At 57.5% G+C, this 22,730-nt stretch carries 22 protein-coding genes, 1 tRNA gene and 1 pseudogene; 9 read left to right on the top strand and 15 right to left on the bottom strand.

Annotated features, from left to right (window positions below):
- Positions 1-10 precede the first annotated feature (10 nt).
- Positions 11-925 carry an ABC transporter permease subunit gene (locus ACJ8IJ_RS04105; RefSeq protein ID WP_004928592.1) on the bottom strand — a complete coding sequence of 305 codons (915 nt, stop codon included), beginning with the start codon at positions 923-925 and terminating at the stop codon, positions 11-13.
- A gap of 123 nt (positions 926-1,048) precedes the next feature.
- Complete coding sequence (locus ACJ8IJ_RS04110; RefSeq protein ID WP_033632602.1) at positions 1,049-2,167, bottom strand: branched-chain amino acid ABC transporter substrate-binding protein; 1,119 nt, start codon at positions 2,165-2,167, stop codon at positions 1,049-1,051.
- 433 nt (positions 2,168-2,600) lie between these two features.
- On the opposite strand from ACJ8IJ_RS04110, the gene ACJ8IJ_RS04115 reads away from it, so the two are divergent.
- A tRNA-Asn gene (locus tag ACJ8IJ_RS04115) sits at positions 2,601-2,676 on the top strand.
- Positions 2,677-2,867: 191 nt separating this feature from the next.
- On the opposite strand, the gene ACJ8IJ_RS04120 is transcribed toward ACJ8IJ_RS04115, so the two are convergent.
- From ACJ8IJ_RS04120 to ACJ8IJ_RS04150, 7 genes are all read right to left on the bottom strand, one after another.
- Positions 2,868-3,995, bottom strand: coding sequence for an NADH-dependent flavin oxidoreductase (locus ACJ8IJ_RS04120; protein ID WP_021505879.1), 1,128 nt, complete (start codon positions 3,993-3,995; stop codon positions 2,868-2,870).
- A gap of 50 nt (positions 3,996-4,045) precedes the next feature.
- Positions 4,046-4,696 (bottom strand): flavodoxin family protein, encoded by a 651-nt coding sequence (locus ACJ8IJ_RS04125; protein ID WP_076740657.1) that lies wholly within the window; start codon positions 4,694-4,696, stop codon positions 4,046-4,048.
- A 20-nt stretch (positions 4,697-4,716) separates the two neighbouring features.
- Entirely contained in the window at positions 4,717-5,550 is an 834-nt protein-coding gene (locus tag ACJ8IJ_RS04130) for an SDR family NAD(P)-dependent oxidoreductase (RefSeq protein WP_442518285.1), read from the bottom strand.
- Between the two features lie 64 nt (positions 5,551-5,614).
- Positions 5,615-6,343 carry an SDR family oxidoreductase gene (locus ACJ8IJ_RS04135; protein WP_242517194.1) on the bottom strand — a complete coding sequence of 243 codons (729 nt, stop codon included), beginning with the start codon at positions 6,341-6,343 and terminating at the stop codon, positions 5,615-5,617.
- A gap of 42 nt (positions 6,344-6,385) precedes the next feature.
- Positions 6,386-7,021: an SDR family oxidoreductase gene (locus ACJ8IJ_RS04140; RefSeq protein ID WP_015378474.1), complete on the bottom strand. Its 636-nt coding sequence runs from the start codon at positions 7,019-7,021 to the stop codon at positions 6,386-6,388.
- 15 nt (positions 7,022-7,036) lie between these two features.
- Positions 7,037-7,972, bottom strand: coding sequence for an alpha/beta hydrolase (locus ACJ8IJ_RS04145; protein ID WP_442518286.1), 936 nt, complete (start codon positions 7,970-7,972; stop codon positions 7,037-7,039).
- Positions 7,972-8,892 (bottom strand): alpha/beta hydrolase, encoded by a 921-nt coding sequence (locus ACJ8IJ_RS04150; RefSeq protein ID WP_031300707.1) that lies wholly within the window; start codon positions 8,890-8,892, stop codon positions 7,972-7,974. Before ACJ8IJ_RS04150 ends, ACJ8IJ_RS04145 begins: the two co-directional genes overlap by 1 nt.
- 138 nt (positions 8,893-9,030) lie before the next feature.
- On the opposite strand from ACJ8IJ_RS04150, the gene ACJ8IJ_RS04155 reads away from it, so the two are divergent.
- On the top strand, positions 9,031-9,939 hold the full coding sequence (locus ACJ8IJ_RS04155) for a LysR family transcriptional regulator (protein ID WP_004935498.1): 909 nt from the start codon (positions 9,031-9,033) through the stop codon (positions 9,937-9,939).
- 122 nt (positions 9,940-10,061) lie between these two features.
- Here ACJ8IJ_RS04155 and ACJ8IJ_RS04160 read toward each other — a convergent pair whose 3' ends face one another.
- Together ACJ8IJ_RS04160 and ACJ8IJ_RS04165 are read right to left on the bottom strand one after the other, a co-directional pair.
- A complete protein-coding gene (locus ACJ8IJ_RS04160; protein ID WP_004935502.1) occupies positions 10,062-10,364 on the bottom strand; it encodes an XRE family transcriptional regulator in 303 nt (100 codons plus the stop codon).
- 4 nt (positions 10,365-10,368) lie between these two features.
- Positions 10,369-10,721, bottom strand: a pseudogene (locus ACJ8IJ_RS04165) (type II toxin-antitoxin system RelE/ParE family toxin).
- A gap of 438 nt (positions 10,722-11,159) precedes the next feature.
- Here ACJ8IJ_RS04165 and ACJ8IJ_RS04170 point away from each other — a divergent pair.
- Together ACJ8IJ_RS04170 and ACJ8IJ_RS04175 are read left to right on the top strand one after the other, a co-directional pair.
- Positions 11,160-12,455: an MFS transporter gene (locus ACJ8IJ_RS04170; protein WP_004935508.1), complete on the top strand. Its 1,296-nt coding sequence runs from the start codon at positions 11,160-11,162 to the stop codon at positions 12,453-12,455.
- Positions 12,456-12,481: 26 nt separating this feature from the next.
- Positions 12,482-13,288, top strand: a complete 807-nt coding sequence (locus ACJ8IJ_RS04175; RefSeq protein WP_280631407.1) for a substrate-binding domain-containing protein — start codon at positions 12,482-12,484, stop codon at positions 13,286-13,288.
- Here ACJ8IJ_RS04175 and ACJ8IJ_RS04180 read toward each other — a convergent pair.
- The 3 genes from ACJ8IJ_RS04180 to ACJ8IJ_RS04190 form a co-directional block, all read right to left on the bottom strand.
- Positions 13,263-14,162, bottom strand: coding sequence for a LysR family transcriptional regulator (locus ACJ8IJ_RS04180; protein ID WP_015378480.1), 900 nt, complete (start codon positions 14,160-14,162; stop codon positions 13,263-13,265). The two genes, ACJ8IJ_RS04175 and ACJ8IJ_RS04180, sit on opposite strands and share 26 nt — an antisense overlap.
- Positions 14,163-14,265: 103 nt before the next feature.
- Positions 14,266-14,631, bottom strand: a complete 366-nt coding sequence (locus ACJ8IJ_RS04185) for a diacylglycerol kinase (protein WP_004935528.1) — start codon at positions 14,629-14,631, stop codon at positions 14,266-14,268.
- Positions 14,632-14,850: 219 nt separating this feature from the next.
- Positions 14,851-15,975: a hypothetical protein gene (locus ACJ8IJ_RS04190; RefSeq protein WP_016927031.1), complete on the bottom strand. Its 1,125-nt coding sequence runs from the start codon at positions 15,973-15,975 to the stop codon at positions 14,851-14,853.
- Positions 15,976-16,713: 738 nt separating this feature from the next.
- Between ACJ8IJ_RS04190 and ACJ8IJ_RS04195 the strand changes: the two genes are divergently transcribed.
- The 4 genes from ACJ8IJ_RS04195 to spt are packed head-to-tail and all read left to right on the top strand — an operon-like array spanning position 16,714 to position 20,815.
- Positions 16,714-18,453: a fatty acyl-AMP ligase gene (locus ACJ8IJ_RS04195; protein WP_033645743.1), complete on the top strand. Its 1,740-nt coding sequence runs from the start codon at positions 16,714-16,716 to the stop codon at positions 18,451-18,453.
- Positions 18,450-19,364 (top strand): NAD-dependent epimerase/dehydratase family protein, encoded by a 915-nt coding sequence (locus ACJ8IJ_RS04200; RefSeq protein ID WP_004935535.1) that lies wholly within the window; start codon positions 18,450-18,452, stop codon positions 19,362-19,364. The genes ACJ8IJ_RS04195 and ACJ8IJ_RS04200 overlap by 4 nt, the downstream gene beginning before the upstream one ends.
- Before the next feature lie 31 nt (positions 19,365-19,395).
- Complete coding sequence (locus tag ACJ8IJ_RS04205; protein WP_004935539.1) at positions 19,396-19,656, top strand: acyl carrier protein; 261 nt, start codon at positions 19,396-19,398, stop codon at positions 19,654-19,656.
- Entirely contained in the window at positions 19,643-20,815 is a 1,173-nt protein-coding gene (gene spt / locus ACJ8IJ_RS04210; RefSeq protein WP_004935542.1) for a serine palmitoyltransferase, read from the top strand. Before ACJ8IJ_RS04205 ends, spt begins: the two co-directional genes overlap by 14 nt.
- 70 nt (positions 20,816-20,885) lie before the next feature.
- On the opposite strand, the gene ACJ8IJ_RS04215 is transcribed toward spt, so the two are convergent.
- Positions 20,886-21,617: an ATP-binding protein gene (locus ACJ8IJ_RS04215; protein WP_015378484.1), complete on the bottom strand. Its 732-nt coding sequence runs from the start codon at positions 21,615-21,617 to the stop codon at positions 20,886-20,888.
- Between the two features lie 372 nt (positions 21,618-21,989).
- Between ACJ8IJ_RS04215 and ACJ8IJ_RS04220 the strand changes: the two genes are divergently transcribed.
- Entirely contained in the window at positions 21,990-22,715 is a 726-nt protein-coding gene (locus ACJ8IJ_RS04220) for a lipoprotein (RefSeq protein WP_033645744.1), read from the top strand.
- The last annotated feature ends 15 nt before the right edge of the window (positions 22,716-22,730 follow it).

Raw genomic sequence — 22,730 nt, forward strand, 5'->3', positions numbered from 1 at the left:
GGCGTTCTCCTTAAACCTTGGCGATCAGGGGCCGGCCGAGCAGGCCCTGCGGACGGAAGATCAGGATCGCCACCAGCAACCCGAAGGAGAACACGTCCTTGTAATCCGAATTCACCATGCCGGCAAACTGCGCCTCCGCCACCCCGAGCAGCAGCCCGCCCAGCATCGCGCCCGGCAGCGATCCGATGCCGCCCAGCACCGCGGCGGTGAAGGCCTTGATGCCGATGATAAAGCCGACGTAAAAATCGAAGGTGCCGTAGTTCATGGTGATCAGCACCCCGGCCAACCCGGCCATGGCGGCGCCGATCACGAACACCAGCGAGATCACCCGATCGGTATTGATGCCGAGAATCGAGGCCATTTTGCGATCCTGCTGGGTGGCGCGGCAGATGCGCCCCAGCCGGGTGCGCTGAATGATGTAGGTGAGGATCGCCATGCCGAGCAGCGACGCCACCAGAATGAACACTTTGGTGTAGGTGATCTGCACCACGCCGCCGTCGAACTCCAGGCGGAACACGCCGCTCAGCAGCGTCGGGATACCCTGCTGGCGCGGCCCCTGGCTTATCTGCGCGTAGTTTTGCAGGATTAACGACATGCCGATGGCGGAGATCAGCGGCGCCAGGCGGGTGGAGTTGCGCAGCGGCTTGTAGGCGATGCGCTCGATTACCCAGCCGTACACCCCGGTGATGACGATGGTGAACACCAGCGTGCCGAGGATCAGCAGCGGAAACGAGTGCAGCCCGAAGAACGACAGCAGCGCCAAACCGATGGCGCACAGGTAGGCGGAGATCATATATACCTCGCCGTGGGCGAAGTTAATCATGCCGATGATGCCGTAAACCATGGTGTAGCCGATGGCGATCAGGCCATACACCGCGCCGAGGGTCAGGCCGTTGATCAGCTGTTGCAGAAAGAATACATCCATAATGAGCAGTCTCGCCTGGTAAGGCCGCCAACGCAGTCCGACGCGGCCAAAGGTCATCGCGGAACGGGCGCGCCAGGGCGGCGGCCCGTCGGTCATAGGGTCATAACTTCACGGTTCGGCCGTTTACAGCTGGTGATATTTGCCCTTGTCATCCCATTGATAGACCACGTAGTCCGAGACCTTCAGGTCGCCCTTCTGGTCCCAGGCTTTCTTGCCCATCACGGTGTCCACGTCGTGTGACTTCAGCCATTCGGCGGCCTTGGCGCTGTCTTTGCCGCCGGTGGCGTTGAAGGCGGCGGCGATCGCCTGGATCGAGGCGTAGGAATAGAGGGTGTAGCCTTCCGGCTCAAAGCCGCTGGCGCGGAACTTGGCGATCACCGCCTTGCCCTCCGGGATCAGGCGCGGATCGTTGCCGAAGGTCATCAGCACGCCGTTGGTGTACTGCGGCCCGCCGGCGGCGGTCACCAGCTCTTCGGTCACCACGCAGTCGCCGGAGAAGAACTTGGCGGTCACGCCCTGCTCGCGCATCTGGCGCACCAGCGGCCCGGCTTCCGGATGACAGCCGCCGAAGTAGACCACGTCAGGTTTGACCGAGGCGATCTTGGTCACCAGCGCGTTGAAGTCTTTCTCACCTCGCGACAGCCCCTCATACAGCACTTCCTTGACCCCGCGCTTGTTCATCGCCGCCTTCGCTGCGTCCGCCAGCCCCTGGCCATAGGTGTCTTTATCGTGGATCACCGCGATGCGTTTGGCCTTCAGGGTATCCAGCATGTAGTTAGTGGCGATCACGCCCTGCTGATCGTCGCGCCCGCACATGCGGAACATGCTCTTCATGCCACGCTCGGTGATCTGCGGATTGGTGGAGCCGGGGGTAATGGCGATAATGCCGGCCTCGTCATACACCTCGGAAGCGGGCATGGTGGATGAGGAACAGAAGTGGCCGACCACCGCCGAGACCTTGTCCTGATCCACCAGTCGGTTGGCGACCGCGACCGCCTGCTTCGGTTCGCAGGCGTCATCCCCCTGCACCAGCTTGATTTTTTCCCCTTTGATGCCGCCGGCGGCGTTGATGTCCGCCGCCGCCTGCGAAGCCCCGCGCCAATACTGATCGCCATAGGTGGCGTTCGGCCCGGAGAACGGCCCGGCGACGCCGATGACGATATCGGCCTGCGCGGAAAAAGCCGTACCTAAACAACCGATGAGCAAAGCAGCGAGCGGACTTTTTATCAATTTCGATGACATTGTTATCTTCCTCAGCACTGTTGTAGCGAAACGCCCTGGGGCGCGGATCAGTCACTTTATGTGTAGACGGGGAAAATAATTTTCTTGAGAGCGCAGTCGCATTCCCCAAAAATGGGTAAGCAAAAATCCAGCCATTGTGACGACGAATACATATTGTTTGCTTATTCATCCTACATATCAGTTGCAGCGCGGCGTGTGGCGGGGATAACCGAGAGTCTGGGCAGTGCGGCTAGCGTGAGAGGGAGAACGGCCTTGCACCATCGCCGTGCAAAGGCTTGTGCAATCGTTGTGGGCCGCAAAATCACCGCACAGCGATGGAAAATGCCGAAAAACAGCGCAAGGTGCTCATTCCGCCAGCAAACGCGCTTTTTTTGCAGTTTAGCGCTTTGACAAACCCCAGGCGCCCCGCTATTATTCGCCCCGTTCACACGATTCCTCTGTAGTTCAGTCGGTAGAACGGCGGACTGTTAATCCGTATGTCACTGGTTCGAGTCCAGTCAGAGGAGCCATATTTAGAAAAGCCCGCTTAAGGCAACTTAAGCGGGCTTTTTGCTTTTCTGGTTATAACTCGCTGCAAGAGAGGGTTCATTCATCCAGGAATGACGACCGGTTACCTGGATCGCTAACCGGTGTTTCAATAGGGTTTACGGTGCATGTCAGCACATCATCACCGCCCCAGGGACAACATGACAATGGCGGTTCAGCTCGGGAACCAGCCTGGGGTATTTTGAATCGCTTGCCACAGTTTATGTGGGATCTGTAATTCATCCGGATCTTGCGACAAATTGAGTTTGACGTTCATGCTTCCTTCATGACCTGATTGTACTCTCTCCACCCATTGGGGATTCATAACCATCGCGCGTCCCAAAGCGACCATGGACAATCCGGCATCCAGCGCTTGCCGTGCCACGTCCGACGACGTGATTTTTCCGGCGGCCAGTATCGGTAAACGGCCGTTATTCTGCTCAATGAACCTTGCCAACGTCCCCTTTTCATCATCGTCATCCCGAGGGGTGTCCGTCAGTACATGGTGCAGCGAGATGTGCAAATAATCGATAAGCGCCTCTTCCGTCAATTGGTTCGCCAACGCCAGAGAATCATCTATACGCAGTCCCTTTTCGCCGGATTCTTCCGGAGACAACCGATACCCCAATAAGAAAGGCTGCGTAGCATGGCGTTCGATAACTCGCCGAACTTCGCGCGCCACTTCCAATGGGAAACGCATGCGATTCTCCAGCGAACCGCCCCATTCATCCGTGCGCTGATTGAAATACGGGGAGAAAAAGTTTTGGAGCAGGAAACCATGCGCGCCATGCAATTCCACGCCATCGAACCCCGCCTCAATCGCGCGGCGAGTGGCTTCGCCAAAATCGCGGATCACAGTCAGAATTTCATCATGGCTTAACGCGCGGCCGGCTTTTTTGCCATCGTTAAACGGGCCTGCCGGTGCGGCTAGCGCACTGGCGCTAACGAGCTCGCCATCGGGGATCAAGGCCGGAACGGCTTTGTTTCCCGCGTGAAAGAGTTGCAGGATCGCCGGCGCGCCGCCGCTTTTAGCGGCATCCGCCAGCCGTTTCAGGCTCGGAATAAAGCGATCGTCATAGGCCGCGAACTCATGAGTAAACCCGATGCCATTTCGCTGTACATGGGAACAGCCTGTCAGCACCAACCCAACACCGGTCGCGCGTGCCCGATAATAGGCTAACTCCGCATCTGAAATAGTTTCATCATCATTGGCTGACCAGGTGGTCATTGGGGCCATCACGATGCGATTACGCATCTCAAGACCGTTTTTAAATAAAAATGGCTGCATTAATGGATCTTTCATCATTCTCTCAGCATTTAACATTTTGATCTAAAATCAAAAATCATAAACAATCACTTCGCCAGCGGGGGTCCCAGCCAGCGATCATCGATAAATTGCAGCATCTGTTCCGGTGTGATTTGCTGCGTCATTCGCCCTCGCAGCACCGTGCGATGCTCGAAAGTTACTGCTCCCCGTGCAAGCACCTGGGCTTTAAAACGCGCGATATGCTCGTCCGAAAAGTGGCTGTTGTGGGTATTAAACAGGATGACCCGTTTACCGCTGAAATCGCTGTTCTCGATAAAAGCCCAAATCGGCGGCGCCGGACTGTATAGCCAGATCGGCGAGCCCAACCAGAGGGTGTCAAACGGCGTCAAGTCAATCTTGGCCGGCGTTATCTCGGGCAACGCATCCTGCCGCTCTTTCAGCAAAGTGGCGTCTTTCAGCGCATATGCCAGCCCCGGCAAGCCAGGGGCATAGTTCGGCGCATCAAGCCTGAAGAGCTGTGCATCCAGGCGGTGAGCGATATGGCGAGCGGCCAGCGCCGTATTCCCTGAACGAGAAAAATAAACGACGGCGGTACGCGATGCGTTTTCTCCTGAATGCGCATGAGGCTCTATCTTGGCCAACTGGGCGGCTTGTCGATTTTCAATCAGCGTGACAGAGGCCAATACGCCCAAAATGGCCAGCAAAACGACCGTCAAACCGATGAGGGTTCCATACATAGGTAAGCGCCTTGCTGCCATTAATCAAAATCGGTCGTCTTGCTGAGCGCCTCAAACTCCCACGTTTCTGCGATGCGGGACTGCAATGTCGGCATGACGAAATCGATAGCATCATTACCGATTAATAGCTGGCGCGGAGGCGTGTCCATTTCCACCAACCGGCAAATCACCTGCGCAAGTTTGGCAGGATCGCCCTGTTGCTGACCATCGGCGGATGCCAGTAGCTCGCGCGCGCTGCCAAAAGCGGCATAATCGGCAATGCTTCTTTCCCCGTACCGGGCAGAACTGTCATTGAGAAATTCGGTGCGGAAAAAGCCAGGCTCAACGGCGGTGACGGTAATTCCAAGAGGCGCGACCTCATCGGCCAATGCCAGGGTCATACCTTCCACGGCAAACTTCGACGCGGAATAAAATGTGGCGTTCGCGACGGCTTTTACGCCGGCGATGGAAGAGGTGTTGATAATGCGCCCGCTCCGCTGGCGCCGCATCACCGGCAGCACCGCGCGCAATACATTGGCCATGCCGAAAACGTTGGTTGAAAATTGCTGCTCTATCTGTTCGGCTGTCGCTTCTTCAAAGCGCCCCAACAGACAGAACCCGGCATTATTCACTAATACATCAATGCGGCCAAAACGGCTCACGGCCGCATCTGCAGCCGCCAGCGCCTGATGTTCATCACGAACATCAAGCTCCAGCAGCTCAATCTTTTCCGCTGCAACATCGCTGCATGTCCGGCGCAATTTTTCCCTATCCCGCCCCGTTGCAACCACACAGTCTCCCTGTTGCAACGCAGCCCTGACAATATGGGCGCCCATGCCGCGCGCGGCGCCGGTGACAAACCAAATGCGATTCATATCTGTTCACCTTAATCGGTTTAAAAACTCGTACTGCCTCATTGCAGTACGCGGTGTCGAGGCACTAAAGCGTCAATTGCAAACTAGGGCGTATCACGATGTCATCGAGTAATACACCGGGCGGTTGAGCAAATGAATAGACCAATGCACGAGCCACATCATCCGGCATGAGAGCCTGAATGGCATCACGACGTTCGCGCATCATGTCCGCAGAAACATTGTGTCCCCATTCCGTATGCACCGCCCCCGGATGAATCAATGACACGCGTATCCCTTCTTCAGCCAGCTCCTGCCGCAAACCGTCACAGAACCCCCTGACTGCAAATTTGGTGGCGCAATACACGGCCCAGTTAGGCGCGCTGCTTTTCCCCCCGACGCTGGATACCGTGGAGATCATTGCGCCGGAGCGATTTTTCATCAGAGGGATAGCTTCGTAGGAACAGTTCAACACGCCGTACATATTCGCATTGATCTGCTCCTGCCAGCCCTCGGGTGAGCTCTCCTCGAACCGACCGAAAATCCCCATGCCCGCGTTGTTGAAAAGCAGATCCACACCGCCGAAGCGGCTCTTCACCTCATTAAAAAGTGACCGGACCTGAGCTAAATCAGCAACGTCAGCGTCAAAGGCGACGGCGGCCCCGCCCAGTTCGGCAGCCAGGCTTCCGATTCGCTCTTTGCGTCTTGCTACCAGCACGACCGAAACGCCTTCCGCAACCAATCGGCGGGCGGCAGCTTCACCAATACCGCTTGAAGCCCCGGTGATAACAGCGACTTTACCGCTGAGACTGTTCATCTCCATCGTCCTGCCTCTATAGAAAAATTTTATGGCGGGTATTTACATAAAATACGGCTTGTCACCGTCAGTGCCCGGCTGGTTGACGCCGATGTTCTCACCCAGATGTTTTTTCGGTTGCTCGATGATGTCGGCAACTAAAGCGGCGACGCTCTTGCGCGATACGATGGTTCCTTTGAACGGCGCATCGCGGGCGGTAAGCTCATAGTCAACCAGGTCTTCATCCGTTAACCAGGCCGGGCGCAGAATGGTGTAGTCCAGCCCGGAGGCTTCAATCGCGTCAGCCGCCCGACGAAATGGCTTGAGGGGCTCACCGATGATCGCGTTGTTCCATTCACCGAATTTTCCCGGGACCTCATCATAAATCCCCAGCGAAAGAACGAAGATCAGGCGTTTGACGCCGCTGGCCTGCATGGCGGCAATCACCGCCTCAGCCTGCACATCCAGATCCTCTCCCGTCAGGTTGGCATACACCAGATCCTGGCCCTGCATCGCTTGTTCCAATGCGGACGGATTCAACACATCGCCGATAAGGATCCGGCCGTTGGCCGGGCGCGACCGGATTTTTTCCGGCTGGCGAGCGAACAACGTTTGCACAAGCGACTGTTCATCCGCCAATCTGTCGATAACATGGCGGGCGATTTGGCCGCCGGCGCCAAGGATCAATACATTCTTCATGGTGTTCTCCATCGGTTATTCACCCAGGTGCGCGGCCAAAAACGGCAGCACCTTGTCCATCGCTGCGCGAACGGCTTCCGGTTTGTCATACAGCTCGTAATGTGAAAAGTCCGCTAACGAGACCAGCTCGCGATGCGCTGAAGCCGTTGCGCGCCCATAGACTTCCATGCCATCGCGATAGGCGCCGAAGGCACCGACTTTCTCGCCCACCACCACCATCACCGGCTGAGTCAGCAGCACCTCGGTAAAGGCGAAGGCATCCCAGGCCAGCGTTTTTTGCGCATGCGAGAACAACATGCGCGTCGCGCCACCCGGCTGTTGACCGCGCGCGGTCTTGTAATAGTCTGTCGCTTCGAAAACGTCGCGTTCGGTGAGCCCATGGGCCGTTGCCTCTTGAGGACTGGCGGGCAGCAGTTCATTGACCTGAAGCTCTCCGCCCCGCGCTTCCCGGGTGCGCTGCGCAGCCATCGCGCTCAGCGCGCCCAGCGGATCGTAGCCGCTGAAGCCTTCGCGGAAGAGTCGCCCAATATTAACGCCGGTGATGCTCACCACGGCTTTGATGCGTTTCTCTGTCAGCGTGGCATTGACGGCATAACCGCCGCCGCCGCAAATGCCCAGCACGCCGATACGCTCCGCATCGACATACGGCAAGGTGACGGCATAGTCGATGACGCGGCTGATGTCTTCCACCCGCTGGGTCGGATCTTCTATCCAGCGCGGCGCCCCGCCCGACTCCCCCTGAAAACTGGCGTCATAGGCGATAACGACGTACCCCTGCTCCGCCAACGCCTTACCGTAAACATTGCCGGAGGTTTGTTCCTTGCAGCTGCCGAAAGGATGGACGCTGACCACCGTCGGGTAGCGCTTGGATTCATCGAACCCCGGCGGCAGCTGAATGTGGGCGGCGATGTGCCAGGCCATATCGGCGTTTTGGATGCGGATATTTTTCATTACAGCGTCTCCTCAAAGAACGGCGCCAGGACGGAAACGGCTTCGGCGACATAGGCTTTACCGTCATACAATTCCATATGATTCGCGCCTTCGACGATGTGGTAACGCTTGTCGCTGCTCGCGGCGCGGTCGTATAAATCGTCACTCATCCATTTACTGCCCGCCACGCTGCCCGCCACGATCTGCATCGGCTGGGTCAGATACACTTCGGCCATATGGTAGGCGTCGTAGGTAATGATCTGGTTGAGGCTGCGCAGCGTCGCATAGCCGGGCGCCGTCGGATATTGCGCGCGCGGGGTGTGGTAATACTCCCAGGCCTGGCGCAGCTCTTCGTTCGGCGCATCGGATTCTTTCATCGGCGCCAGCGGCATGGTGGCATGTTCACCGCTGCTGATATCGCCGGTGCGGGCGTTGGAGCCCGCCTCAACGTACGGCAGCGCATCAATGGACTTCACATTGTTTTCCCACCCGTTGCGGAACATCGAGCCGATATTGACGGCGCTGACGGTGCCGATGGCCTTGATGCGGCGATCCTGGATCGCGGCGTTGGCGGTATAGCCCGCACCGGCGCAAATGCCCATCGCGCCAATGCGCTCGTTGTCGACATAAGGCAGCGTGGTCAGGTAATCAATCACCGCGCTGACGTCTTCGGTGCGGATATAAGGGTTTTCCAACTGACGGGGTTCACCGCCGCTTTCCCCCTGATAAGAGGCATCGTAAGCCACGGTCACGAACCCCTGCTCCGCCAGTTTTGCGGCATAGGTGCCGGCGGTTTGCTCTTTCACGCCGCCCCCCGGGTGAGAAACGACGATGGCCGGATACTGACGGCCCGCGTCGAAGGCCGGCGGGAAGTAGAGCACTGCGGAAAGATCGATGGTTGGGTTATTGCTATTCGTGAAGCTGATTTTCTGGTTCATCATCCGGTTCCTCATCAGGGTGGTCGGTTAACTGCATCGTTTCTGATTCTCACTATAGACATTGAACATTAAGATGATTAGACCCAAAATAATGATTAGACCTATCACTTAAATGATTAATCAGCCGAACGGAAAACAGAGATGAAACGTGATGAGATAGCCGATTTGGTGGCATTTGTGGTGGTCGCCGAGGAGCGCAGCTTCACCCGGGCCGCGGCCCGCCTGGGCATGGCGCAGTCAGCGTTAAGCCAGATCGTCCGCCGCATCGAAGAACGGCTGGGGTTTCGTCTGCTGACGCGCACCACGCGCAGCGTAGTGCCCACCGAGGCCGGAGAGCAGCTCTTGTCGACCCTGGGTCCCATGCTGCAAGACCTGGATTCCGTCATGACTTCACTGGGCGAGCTGCGCAACCGCCCTTCCGGCACCATACGCATCACCACGGTGGAGCATGCCGCTAAAACCCTTTTGCTGCCCGCCATGCGCATGCTGCTGAAATCTCACCCAGAAATTAACGTGCAGCTCATCATCGATTATGGTCTTAGCGATGTGGTCGCAGAACGTTTCGATGCCGGCGTCCGTCTGGGGGGAGAGATGGATAAGGATATGATTGCCGTGCGGATTGGGCCTGATATTCCGATGGCGATCGTTGGCGCGCCGGATTATCTTGCCCGGCGAGGCACCCCGACCTCGGTGGCGCAACTGGTCGATCATCAGGCGATTAACCTCTATCTTCCTACATCGGGCACCGCCAACCGTTGGCGGCTCATGCGCGGCGGACGTGAAGTTCGGGTTCGCATGGAAGGCCAACTGTTGTTAAACACCATCGACCTGATCCTGGACGCCGCTCTCGACGGGCACGGCCTGGCCTACCTGCCTTGCGATCAGGTGCAGAACGCCCTTGACGAGAAAAAACTCGTCCGCGTGCTGGACAAGTTCACCCCGGACTTACCGGGGTATCATCTTTACTACCCACACCGCAAGCACCCAGGATCGGCCTTTTCTTTGCTTATCGATGTGCTTAGGTTTAACGACGCGCAGAAGCCCAAATAGCGTGCTGCCGCCTGAATCCACTCCGACAGGCACAGGTATCGTCTCCTGTCAGAGAAACTCTGGTTGAGAAAAGCCCGCTCAGGAAGACCTGAGCGGGCTTTGTGCTTTTCTGCCGTTAGCGCTTACAGCACAAATTCGTAGTGCGAACCGTCCGGCAGTTCGACATCCAGGCGCAGTTTGCCGCCGGCCGCCTCAACATAGCGTTTAAGCGAAGACAGTTTCAGATCGCGGCCCGGTTTTTCCATCACGGCGACGGTCGGTTGCCTGATACCCAGCGCCTGCGCCATTTCAACCTGGGTTTTCTGCACCTTCTCGCGCAGCTCGGCAAGATGGATGTTCAGCATAATGTCCGTCGCCATTGCCTGCGCTTCGGCCACGACCTCGGGCTTTTCCTCCGCAATAAGCTGTTCCAGCGTTCTGCCCATCGCGTCACTCCTTCTCTTTTAGTGTGTTCAGCCAATTCGTGAATTCCCGATCGGCAATCTGCAGCATTCGATCGTAAAAACGTTTTTCATCGCCCGCTTTATTGCCCGCGCAAAGCACCATGCCGACGCGGTACGGATCGAAGGCGAAGAATGCCCGCAACGGTTCGCCACGGCTCTGAATACGCAGCTCTTTCATGTTGCTGTAACGCGAGCCTTTAACCGTATCGGCATAGGGTCTGGGCAAGCGGGCCCTTTTTCCCGCAGGACCATCAATGCAGCAAGCACGCAGGCCCGGTCGGCATCGCTGAGTGATCTGAACCAATGATCAAATGCATCCGTTGTTTTAATTTCCCACACGGGACCTCCCTAAAATATAGATCAATAGCTATATAGATGTAAAGCTATAGCAGAGAGGCGCTGGGATAGCATGCAAAGGCATGCGTTGTTACTGCAAGGCTGAACGTACATCCACGCATTTTGCAAACGCAGTACGGGGCATTCACCTTTTTACGCGCGGTATCGAATAATCGTTCAGAGGCACGGGGCGTTTCCCCGCCGCCCCTTTATGAACCCTGTCACAAAAAGCGCATAACGTTTTCGGCGTTCTGCGCTGCGGGCGGTGAGCGGCAAACTTGTTAACGCCACGTTACATCGGGTTAGGCAACATTGTTAACGCCGATTGATGCGCCAAACGCATCGCGCCATGCGTTTATTGCGCTTATTTACTTTATTTTCCTGAGCGAGTCTTCAGCAACAGGCGCGGCGTCAGGCGCCAATAACAAACTGGAGATAACGATGCATTCCTCTACCTCACCCATGACCATCCGGGCCAGATCCGGCGCGATACTGCGCGTCACCTCCGGCAACTTTTTAGAGCAGTTCGATTTTTTCCTGTTCGGCTTTTACGCTACCTACATCGCACACACTTTTTTCCCGGCCAGCAGCGAGTTCGCCTCGCTGATGATGACCTTTGCGGTGTTCGGCGCGGGCTTTTTGATGCGCCCGATCGGCGCCATCGTGCTGGGCGCTTACATCGATAAAGTCGGCCGCCGCAAAGGGCTGATCGTGACCCTGTCGATCATGGCCGCGGGCACCTTCCTGATCGTATTGATCCCCTCTTACCAGAGCATCGGGCTTTGGGCACCGCTGCTGGTGCTGTGCGGGCGTCTGTTGCAAGGCTTCTCGGCGGGCGCGGAGCTGGGCGGCGTGTCCGTCTATCTGGCCGAAATCGCCACGCCGGGCCGTAAAGGCTTCTACACCAGCTGGCAGTCCGGCAGCCAGCAGGTGGCTATCATGGTGGCGGCGGCCATGGGCTTCGCGCTCAATGCGGCGCTGGAAGAAAGCGCCATTCGCGAATGGGGCTGGCGCCTGCCTTTCCTGTTCGGCTGCCTGATCGTTCCCTTCATCTTTTTCCTGCGCCGCAAGCTGGAAGAGACGCAGGAATTTACCGCTCGCCGTCACCACCTGGCGATGCGCGACGTGTTTAAAACCCTGCTGAAAAACTGGCCGGTGGTGATCGCCGGCATGCTGATGGTCGCCATGACCACCACCGCGTTTTACCTGATCACCGTCTATGCACCGACCTTCGGCAAAAAGGTGCTGCTGCTCAGCGCCTCCGACAGCTTGCTGGTCACCCTGCTGGTGGCGATCTCTAACTTCATCTGGCTGCCCATCGGCGGCGCGCTGTCGGATCGTTTCGGCCGCAAACCGGTGCTGGTCGCCATGACGTTGCTGACGTTGGCCACCGCCTACCCGGCGCTGAGCCTGCTCGCCGCCGCCCCCAGCTTCGGCATGATGCTGGCCGTGCTGCTGTGGCTGTCCTTCATTTACGGCCTCTACAACGGCGCCATGATCCCGGCGTTGACGGAGATCATGCCAACGGAAGTGCGGGTGGCCGGGTTCTCGCTGGCCTACAGCCTGGCGACGGCGGTGTTCGGCGGCTTTACGCCGGTGGTCTCCACCGCATTGATCGAATACACCGGCGACAAGGCTTCACCGGGCTACTGGATGAGCTTCGCCGCGCTGTGCGCCCTGCTGGCGACGCTGTATATGTATCGCCGCATCGCCATGCCGCTGCAAACCGCGCGATAAGCCGCCATCTCAAAAGGAATAATGCCATGCAAAAACTCACTCGTTCGATCCTCGCCGCGCTGGTGTGCGCCTCCTGCAGTACGGCGGCGCTGGCCAAAGACGTGACCGTCATGATCTCCGGCGGCTTCAAAGCCGCACTAGAGAAGCTGGCTCCGGAGTATGAAGCCCAAAGCGGCGACAAAATCATTCTGGTGTCCGGCCCCTCGATGGGCAAAACGCCGCAGGCGATCCCCGCGCGGCTGGCGCGCGGAGAGCAAGCCGATGTGCTGATCATGGTGGGCGACGCGCTCACCCAACTGGAAAAAGAGCACTGGACCCAGCCGGGTTCACGCGTGGAGCTGGCCGATTCGCCGATCGGCATGGTGGTGAAACAGGGCGCGCCCAAGCCGGTGATAAAAACGGATGCCGAGCTGCGCAATGTCCTGCTGCAGGCTGACTCTTTCGCCTATTCCGACAGCGCCAGCGGCCGCTATGTCAGCGGCCAACTGTTCAAAAAGCTGGGCATAGAGGAACAGGTGAAAGGGAAAGCACATAAGGTTGAGCGCATTCCGGTGGCCTCTGAAGTGGCGCAGGGGAAATACGCGCTGGGCTTCCAGCAGGTCAGCGAATTGCTGCCCGTGGCGGGCGTCACCTTTATCGGCGAGCTGCCGGAAAACGTGCAGTACATCACCCGCTTCGCGGGCGCGGTGACCGCCAAGGCGGAGCACCGCCGCGAAGGCAAAGCGCTGCTGGACTTCCTCGCTTCCCCTCAGGCGCAGCCGACCATTCGCGCGACCGGCATGCGAACCGTGCCGGCGCCGCAGCCGGTCAGGCAGAGTGATACTGTTCAGTAATCAGCTTTTCCAGCTCGGCGGCGACGAAAGACTGCATGCGGCCGCCGCGTCTGATGAGACCCACGGTACGTTTCACCACCGGATCGACCAGCGGCACCGACGTCAACACCGAGTGCTCTGAAGCAGGCATCGACATGGCGGGCACGGCGGCAATGCCGATGCCCGCCTCAACCATGCCCAGCATGGTCGTCACATGGCGAGTTTCACACACGCTGGGGCGTTCCGGCACGAGGTGTTCCAGGCGCTGATCGAGCAGATTGCGATTGCCGGAGGTTTTATCCAGCGAGACGTAATCCTGCTGATAGAACTCTTGCCAGGTGAGGCTCTTTTTAGCGGCGAGCGGATGGTCGCGCCGGCAGGCGGCCACGTAGACGTCCCCCACCAACGGCACAAATTCAAGATTAGGCTGCAGCCGCCCGGCGAAGCAGATGCCGAAATCGGCCTGGCCGCCGGTGACCGCCTCGATGACATGACCTGCGCTGCCGTCGATCAGCTTGACGCGCACGCGCGGATAGCGCAGCCGGAAACGGCGTATCACGTCGGGCATGAAATAGTAGGCCGCCGAGGGCACCGTGGCGACGGTAACCAGCCCCACCCGCTCCTGGCTGACCTTGTCGATATCGGCCAACACCGCTTCGACGTTCATCAGCAGCTGATCCGAACGCTCGGCAAAAGCCTGCCCGTACAGCGTCAAGGTCACGCGCCGGGTGGTGCGATCGAACAGTTTGCTGTCCAGCGCGTTTTCCAGCTTCTCAATCCTGCGGCTCAGCGCCGACTGCGACAGGCAGATGGACTCCGCGGCCAGCCGAAAATTGCCGTACTCCACCAGCGCGCGAAACGCATAGAGATCGTTGAGATCAAAATTCACGGGCATAGCGGCATACTCTCCTTGCTGAAATGGCAGAAGACGCAAAACAGCGATGATAACCGCTTATATCGCCACGTTCACCGACTGGGTGGTTGAACCACCCAAGCCCCTATCGCCCCAGCAGCACCATTCCCCAAATAATGATAGTCATCACCACGGCTACCAGCTGCGCTGCGCCGCCCAAATCTTTGGCGCGTTTGGATAACGGATGCAATTCCAGCGAAATGCGATCGACCACGGTTTCAATCGCCGTATTAAGCAGCTCAACCACCAATAGCAGAAAACTGCAGGTGATTAATAACAGCCTTTCTATATTTGTAATATCTAAACCAAATGTAACAACCAGTAAAATGGCGTTAATAACCAATAATTGGCGGAACGCATCTTCGGTAAGCACAGCATCAATAAACCCGGCCCAGGAATTCCTAATGCTGTAGGTTAATCGGCTTATTCCTTTTTTCTTTTCCACAGGCATACAATCAGCTCTCGTCAAAACTACGACAGTCACTCACAAATAAATCACGCAGCGTGAATTTATCTCGAGTTTATTAATTAAAAACCTTAACCGTTCTCTTTCAGGAAACGATGCATTCACTCACTCGCCGTCCCCCTGCTCCTGAAACGCCACCGCCCGAAAATGCCCTGGCGCGGTTATTATTCTGGGAGCGTAAAAAGGGGACGCGATATCAGCCGCTTAAAGCGTTTTCTCGTACAAGCGGTAACGCTTGTACGGCACCGCGCCGATGCGTTCTAAAATCGTCCGCATGCCGGTATTGGTTTCCAGGATCCACGACATTTCCAGCGCGTCGATATTGCGCTTCGCGAAAGGCTCGCGCAGCGCCTCAATCAGCAGCAGCGCAATAATGGGCCCGATACGGCTGAATTGATATTCCTGGCGTACGCCCATCAACGGCACGCGCGCGGTGCGCACGCCGCTGACTTTCAGGCGCCACAATAGCTTCGCCCAGCCGAACGGCAATAAACGCCCCTGCAGATCGGCAATCGCTTCGTTAATGTTCGGCAGACCGACGATAAAAGCGCAGGGGGCGCCATCCACCTCGGCGATATGGATCATATCGTCGGGCACCAGGAACTTCAGCTGATCCCCCATGGTGGCGAACTCGTGCTCGGTGAACGGGACAAACCCCCAGTTATGTTGCCACCCGGAGTTGAACACCTCGCGCAGCACCTGCATCTCCTCGCGAAAGCGCTTGCGATTGAGACGGCGGACGGTCACCTTTTTACGCACCTGATCCATCATCCGGGTTAACGACGGCGAAAAATGCAGGTCGGTTCTTTTCATCCAATAGGCAAGCAAATCAATCCCTTCACTGTAGCCCTGCTGCGCTATCTGGGCCGCGTAGTAAGGTTTCGCGTGCGTCATCAGGGCGGAAGGCGGGGTATCGAACCCTTCGACCAACAGGCCGCTTTCCTGATTGATATTGAGGCTGAATGGCCCGGTGATTTTACGCGCGCCTTTCGACCTCAGCCACTCCTCCGCTACCGTGAATAAGGTGCTGAACACGGCGGGATCGTCAACGGCGTCAATCATGCCGAAATGGCCGGTATCCTCACCATGCAGCTCCCGGTGCAGAGAATCGATTTGCGCAGTGATGCGTCCAACCACTTTGCCCTGTTTTTTGGCCACCCATGCCTGCCATTCAATATGGTCGGTCCCGGGATTCTTCTTTGACAGGTGCTCTTCGCGCTCTACATGCAGCGGCTCAATCCAGTTCGGATCATCGCGAAACAGTTGCGAGGGGAAAGCAATAAATTCTTTAAGTTCGCGTTTATCCAGAACTTTCTCAATACGGATCATAAATAGCCTTACGTTTTAATAAAATAATTAAATAAGCACGCGACAACGCCTTTAGCATTTTTTATGCTGTTGCCTTTTATTGAATTGTGTATTGCCTCCGGCTCACTGATAAGAAAAACCGAATATTCCCCCTCGGCGAATCAGCAACGTGTTGCCTGACATTCACCCTGTGATGTCCATAATTGATAAAAAAAGGAAACAGAAAGCGGCGCAGCCAGGCTACGCTAATAGTGCTCTTTTATTATTTCGTGCTGTTATGGTAAAAGAAACTCGCCGCTTTTAGTGTACCGACTTTAATCAGGAGGTGCGCCGCCATTTTTACCACTTAATGCTATTTTTAAGATTAGCCTTAAATGAATCGTTCACTTTTGAATTTCTTGCGGCATACTGTTTAGGAAGTGTTTAAGTTCCAAGATAGCCATGCATGAGGTCATAACCTATGAGCCGACAGTTATTTCCTGCCCGACAGATGCAGACTAAAGAACGGCGAAGTCCGGATATTACAATAGTCTCTCATATCTCGCCAGGGTGCCGCTCAAGGCTGATGACTCGGGCTACTTACGCTCTGCCCGGTTAATAACCGGCATGCCGCTCGAGCACGGCAATATACGCTGTTCGCGGAATGAAGATGGTTGAATAACAAACTTATTCAAAACCTATTCATAGTAAAACATCAATTACCTCGCCAAGAGTGATTTCTCTCTTTTGGTGATTTTTAATCTATGGCTAAGTTTGTCTATGTCTGAAACAAGTTCCGTTCATTCTCTTCCCATGCGCTATGCGGACTTCCCCACGTTAGTGGACGCGTTGGATTACGCGGCACTCGGTAATACGGGAATGAATTTTTACGACCGTCGCAATCAACTCGTGACCGTTCTCGACTATCGCACGCTGCAGCAAAAAGCGATCGCGGGCGCGCGGCGTTTATTGTCCCTGAAGCTCAAGAAAGGCGATCGCGTAGCGCTTATCGCCGAAACCAGCCCGGGCTTCGTCGAAGCCTTTTTCGCTTGCCAATATGCCGGCCTGGTGGCAGTGCCGTTGGCGATCCCGATGGGCGTTGGCCAGCGCGACTCCTACACCGCCAAACTGAAAGGGCTGATCGCCAGCTGCAACCCCGCGGCGATCATCAGCAGCGAAGAGTGGACACCGCTCATCGCGTCGGCCACGGAAAACACGTCGGCGATGCACATCCTCAGCGACGCGGACTTTAACGCCTTGCCAGAGCCGGAGATCGCGTTGCCGGCGCCTTCGCCCGACGATATCGCCTATCTCCAATACACCTCGGGCAGCACCCGCTTTCCGCGCGGCGTGATCATTACCCAGCGGGCGGCCATGGCGAACCTGAACGCGATCAGTCGCGACGGGATCAAGTTGCGCGCCGGCGACCGCTGCGTTTCGTGGCTGCCCTTCTATCACGATATGGGCCTGGTCGGTTTCCTGCTTACGCCGGTGGCGACCCAGCTGTCCGTCGACTACCTGCGCACGCAAGATTTCGCCATGCGCCCGATGCAGTGGCTGAAACTGATCGCCAAGAATCGCGGCACGGTGTCCGTCGCCCCGCCGTTCGGCTACGATCTGTGTCTGCGCCGCAGCAACGCCAAAGAGCTGGCCGATCTGGATCTTTCCAGCTGGCGGGTTGCGGGCGTGGGCGCCGAGCCGATCCCGGCCGAGCTGCTCGCCCAGTTTGGCGAACACTTCAGCAGCATCAACTTCGACAGCAAAGCCTTCATGCCGTGCTATGGCCTGGCCGAGAACACCCTGGCGGTGAGTTTTTCCGACCCTTGCTCCGGCCCGCAAACCAACGAGGTCGACCGCGATATTTTGGAATACGAGGGTAAAGCGGTCGCGCCGGGCAAGAAAACCCGCGCCGTCTCGACCTTCGTCAACTGCGGCCGTGCGCTGCCCGGCCACCGCATCGAGATCCGCAGCGAAACCGGGCAACCGCTGCCGGAACGTCAGGTCGGCCATATCACGATTTCCGGCCCCAGCCTGATGAACGGCTATTTCTGCGACGATGAGTCCCAGCAGCAGATCCAGGTGACCGGCTGGATGGACACCGGCGATCTCGGCTATCTGCTGGACGGCTATCTGTACGTCACCGGCCGCAAGAAGGATTTGATCATTATTCGCGGCCGCAATATCTGGCCGCAGGATATTGAGTACGTCGCGGAATCCGAACCGGAAATCCGTTCCGGCGATGCGATTGCCTTCGTGACCGAAGAACACGACGAAGCGGCCAGGATCATTTTGCAGATCCAGTGTCGAGTCAGTTCGGAAGAACGCCGTGAACAAATCGTGCATTCGCTGAGCGCGCGCATTCAAAGCGAGTTCGGCATTGCGGTGGACATCGAGCTGCTGCCGCCGCACAGCATTCCCCGCACGTCGTCGGGTAAACCCGCACGCGCGGAGGCCAAGAAACGCTGGCTGAGCGCTTCGCTCTACCCGCAAATGCCGCAGCTGGCCGGTTTCGCGCAATGAGCGGCACCGTGGCAGTGACGGGCGCGACCGGCTTTATCGGCCGGCATATCGTCCAGGAACTGCTGGCGCAAGGGTTTAGCGTGCGCGCCCTGACGCGGCAAGCCGGAAAAGCCGCCGCAGACAACCTGCAGTGGATCCCCGGCGCGCTGGAAGATCGGCCCTCGCTCACCGAACTGGTGCGCGGCGCGGAGTGCGTCGTGCATTGTGCGGGCCAGGTGCGCGGGCATGCTGAAGCGGTGTTCACCCGCTGCAACGTCACCGGCAGCCTGAATTTGATGCAGGCGGCCAAACAGAACGGCCGCTGCAATCGCTTCTTGTTCATGTCGTCGCTGGCGGCCCGCCATCCGGCGCTGTCCTGGTACGCCCATTCAAAACAGGCCGCCGAGCAGCAACTCATCGCCGCCACGGGCGATATCGCGCTGGGGATTTTCCGCCCGACGGCGGTTTACGGGCCCGGCGATAAAGAGCTGAAACCGCTGTTCAACGGCCTGCTGCGCGGCGTGCTGCCCCGCCTGGGCGCGCCTGACGCCAGGCTCTCTTTTCTGCACGTGAGCGATTTGGCAAAGGCGGTCAGCCAATGGGTGCAGACCGAACCCGCGCAGCCAAATATTTACGAACTGTGCGACGGCGTGGCCGAAGGCTATAACTGGCTGCGCCTGCGGGACATCGGCGCCGCCGTGCGTCACGGGCCGGTGCGTCTGGTGGGCATTCCGCTGCCGCTGCTGAAAGCCCTGGCGGATATCAGCGTGGTGTGGAACCGCCTGGTAAAAAAAGAGCCGATGCTGACGCGCAGCAAAATACGCGAATTAACGCATCGCGACTGGTCCGCCAGTAATCAGGCGCTGTCGCAACAGATTAATTGGTTTCCACAGGTGAGTTTGGAACGCGCGCTGCGTGAAGGGCTGTTTTAATTATTCCAAGTAGAGGTGTGTCAACGTTCTTATGCTAAATCGCGATGCTGTAATGGATTATATCCTGACGTGTTTGCAAGGTATCGTCGAAGGCGGAGTGGAAATAAAACCTGATAGCGATCTCGTCAATGATCTTGGCCTGGAATCCATCAGAGTCTTGGATCTGCTGATGATGCTGGAAGATGAATTAGATATCTCCATTCCGATCAATATATTGCTTGATGTCAGAACGCCTGAGCAACTGCTTGACGCGCTGCGCCCTTATCTGGAGAAACACCATGGGACTGTATGATAAGTTTGCGCGGCTCGCCAATGACCGTGAACAATTTCAAACGTCCGGTCTGAATCCGTTCGGCACCTGTATCGACGAAGTGTATTCCGCCACCCAGGGGCGCATCGGCGATCAAAAGATTGTCCTCGCCGGCACCAATAATTACCTTGGCCTGACGTTCGATGCGCAGGCGATCGCCGCCGGCCAGGCGGCTCTGGCCGCGCTCGGCACCGGCACCACCGGCTCGCGCATGGCGAACGGCAGTTACGGATCGCACCTGACGCTGGAACGGGAGCTGGCGGAATTCTTCGATCGCCCGAGCGCCATCGTGTTCTCCACCGGCTATACCGCCAACCTGGGCGTCATCAGCACGCTGGCGGGGCCGGGTGCCGTGGTGCTGATCGACGCGGACAGCCACGCGAGCATTTACGACGCCTGCGCCCTCGGCGGCGCGGAAATTATTCGCTTCCGCCACAATGACGCCGCCGATCTGGAGCGCCGCATGGTGCGCCTGGGCGAACGCGCCCGCGAGGCGATCATTATCGTGGAAGGCATCTACAGCATGCTGGGCGACGTCGCCCCGCTGGTGGAAATCGTCGACATCAAGCGGCGATTGGGCGGGTATCTGCTGGTCGACGAAGCGCACTCCTTCGGCGTAATGGGCGAGCACGGCCGCGGCCTGGCCGAAGCGCTGGGCGTCGAGCAAGACGTGGATATCATCCTGGGCACTTTCAGCAAAAGCCTGGCTTCGATCGGCGGTTTCGCCGTCGGCGGCAAGGGGATGGACGTGCTGCGCTACAGCAGCCGGCCGTATATCTTTACCGCTTCGCCGTCGCCGTCCAGCATCGCTTCGGTGCGCACGGCGCTGCAAAAAATCGCCCGCCATCCCGAGCTGCGGGAAAAACTGTGGAGCAATGCGCACCGCCTGTACCACGGCCTCGCCGAGCTGGGCTATACCCTGGGGCCGCGCATCAGCCCGGTGGTGCCGGTGATGATCGGTTCAAAGGAAGAAGGGTTGCGTTTCTGGCGCGAGCTGATCGCCCACGGCGTCTATGTGAACCTGGTGCTGCCACCGGCCGCGCCGGCGGGCGTGACCCTGCTGCGCTGCAGCGTCAATGCCGCGCACAGCGATGAAGAAATCGACACCATCGTGCGCGCCTTTGCGGCGCTGAAAAAATAAAGTCTTTCCTTCTCGGCCGCGGCGGCGGTGCCGAAAATGGCCACGCCGCCCTGCCGAATCGATGCGCACCTCAGTGCGCAGCCGTTGATACCCCATCAGCCGAATAGCGATACCCCTGCGCCGCCATAAATTCCGCGATGGCTTTTTCCGCCGCCGAAAGCACCTCCTCGATCGGCCGATCGGCATCGAGATCCACGATGTCGGCGCCTTCGAACGTCAATAGCGGCGTGACGGCGATCTTCTTCTCCAGCGCCGCTTTGCGGTGATCGGGTTTGCGCGCGCAGGCCACGTCCAGACTGACATTCAGCTTGAGCACCAGATCCGGTTTTTGCCCCGCCATCCATTGAAACGCCGCCCGTTCACGCGCCGCCAGCCAACGGACGAAACGGCTGCCTTCAACGTCGACGGGAAAAACCGTGCCGTCGTAAGCGCCAGGGATCTGCGCCTGCGGAAAACGGTCGGTCAACACGATGAACCCTTGCCGGCGATACGCCAGCATGCGGCGAAAACGCAGCAGCCGCCGCCCCACGAAAGCGATGATCACCGCCGACGGCAACAGGCCAATCCGGGATTTTTTCGTTTTGACTTTTTTGGTATTGCTCTCGATAGCCTTGCCCACCGAGCGCCCGAGCAGCGGCAATTTCGCCGCCGCGCGCCCGACGTTACCCGCCTGTTTGCCCAGATGCACCTGCACCGCCGGGCCATAATGTTTCACATACTCGATCAGATGTTCACAAACGGTGGACTTACCCGATCCGTCGCTGCCGATAACCGCAATCAGCGGCGGAAATTTTGCACTCATAATAAGACTCTCTTTCAATACACCAGAAACGGCGTGCCATATTTGAAGCGAACGATCGCTTATCATTGCCGCGGTGGCTGCGTGAAAAAAAATTTGCCATACGCAGCGCCAAAAAGCACAAAAGATTAAGCGAAAATTGAAAACCTCTGCTCTTTTTTCGCCGTGAGCCATGCCGAGAATTAACATAAAAAGCGAAACCGGCCCACGCACGAACAATTAGCACAAAATAACAAGAACAAACGCCATGAATATCAATTCAAATAACGAAAAAGAATACCGATCTCATTATTTTATCGCAGCAAAGCACAATAAATATCTTGAACCCAAGGCGTATTGGAATACAATAGTTTTTTTCGCATTGGATCAATTATTGTGAGTCAGCAGATAAGACCTTCATCTGATCGCTCGCCCGTGCGCGTAATAGCGATAACCGGCTGTGACGGCTCGGGAAAATCCACGTTAGCCGCCAGCCTGGTCAACGCTTTATCGGCACAAGAACCTGCCGAACTGCTGTATCTCGGCCAGTCTTCCGGGCGTATTGGCGAATGGATCAGTTCGCTGCCGATTATTGGCGCGCCCTTCGGGCGTTATTTGCTGAAGAAATCGGAACGCGTGCATGAGCGCCCTTCCACACCGCCGGATAATGCCACGGCGCTGGTGATATTTTTACTCTCCTATTGGCGCGTTTATAAATTCCGTCGCATGCTGAAGAAAAGCCGCAGCGGCGCATTACTGATCACCGATCGTTATCCGCAAGCCGAAGTGGCGGGGTTTCGTTTCGATGGCCCGCAGCTGGCGAAAACCGCCGGCGGCAATCGCTGGATCCGCTGGCTGAGAAAGCGCGAACAAAACCTGTACCAATGGATGGCGTCTTATCAGCCCTTATTATTAATTCGGCTGGATATTGACGAACAAACGGCCTATTCACGCAAACCCGATCACTCGCTGGCGGCGTTGCGTGAAAAGATCGCCGTCATCCCGCACCTGACGTTTAACGGCGCTAACATATTGGATTTAGACGGCCGCGAACCGGCCGACCGTATTTTCGACGCATCGCTGCACGCCGTTAAAATATCGCTGAGGGCCGCCAATGCCTAGCCGACAAATAACCTT

The sequence above is a fragment of the Serratia sp. CY40230 genome, from assembly GCF_052168835.1.
Classification (GTDB): Bacteria; Pseudomonadota; Gammaproteobacteria; order Enterobacterales; family Enterobacteriaceae; genus Serratia; species Serratia nematodiphila.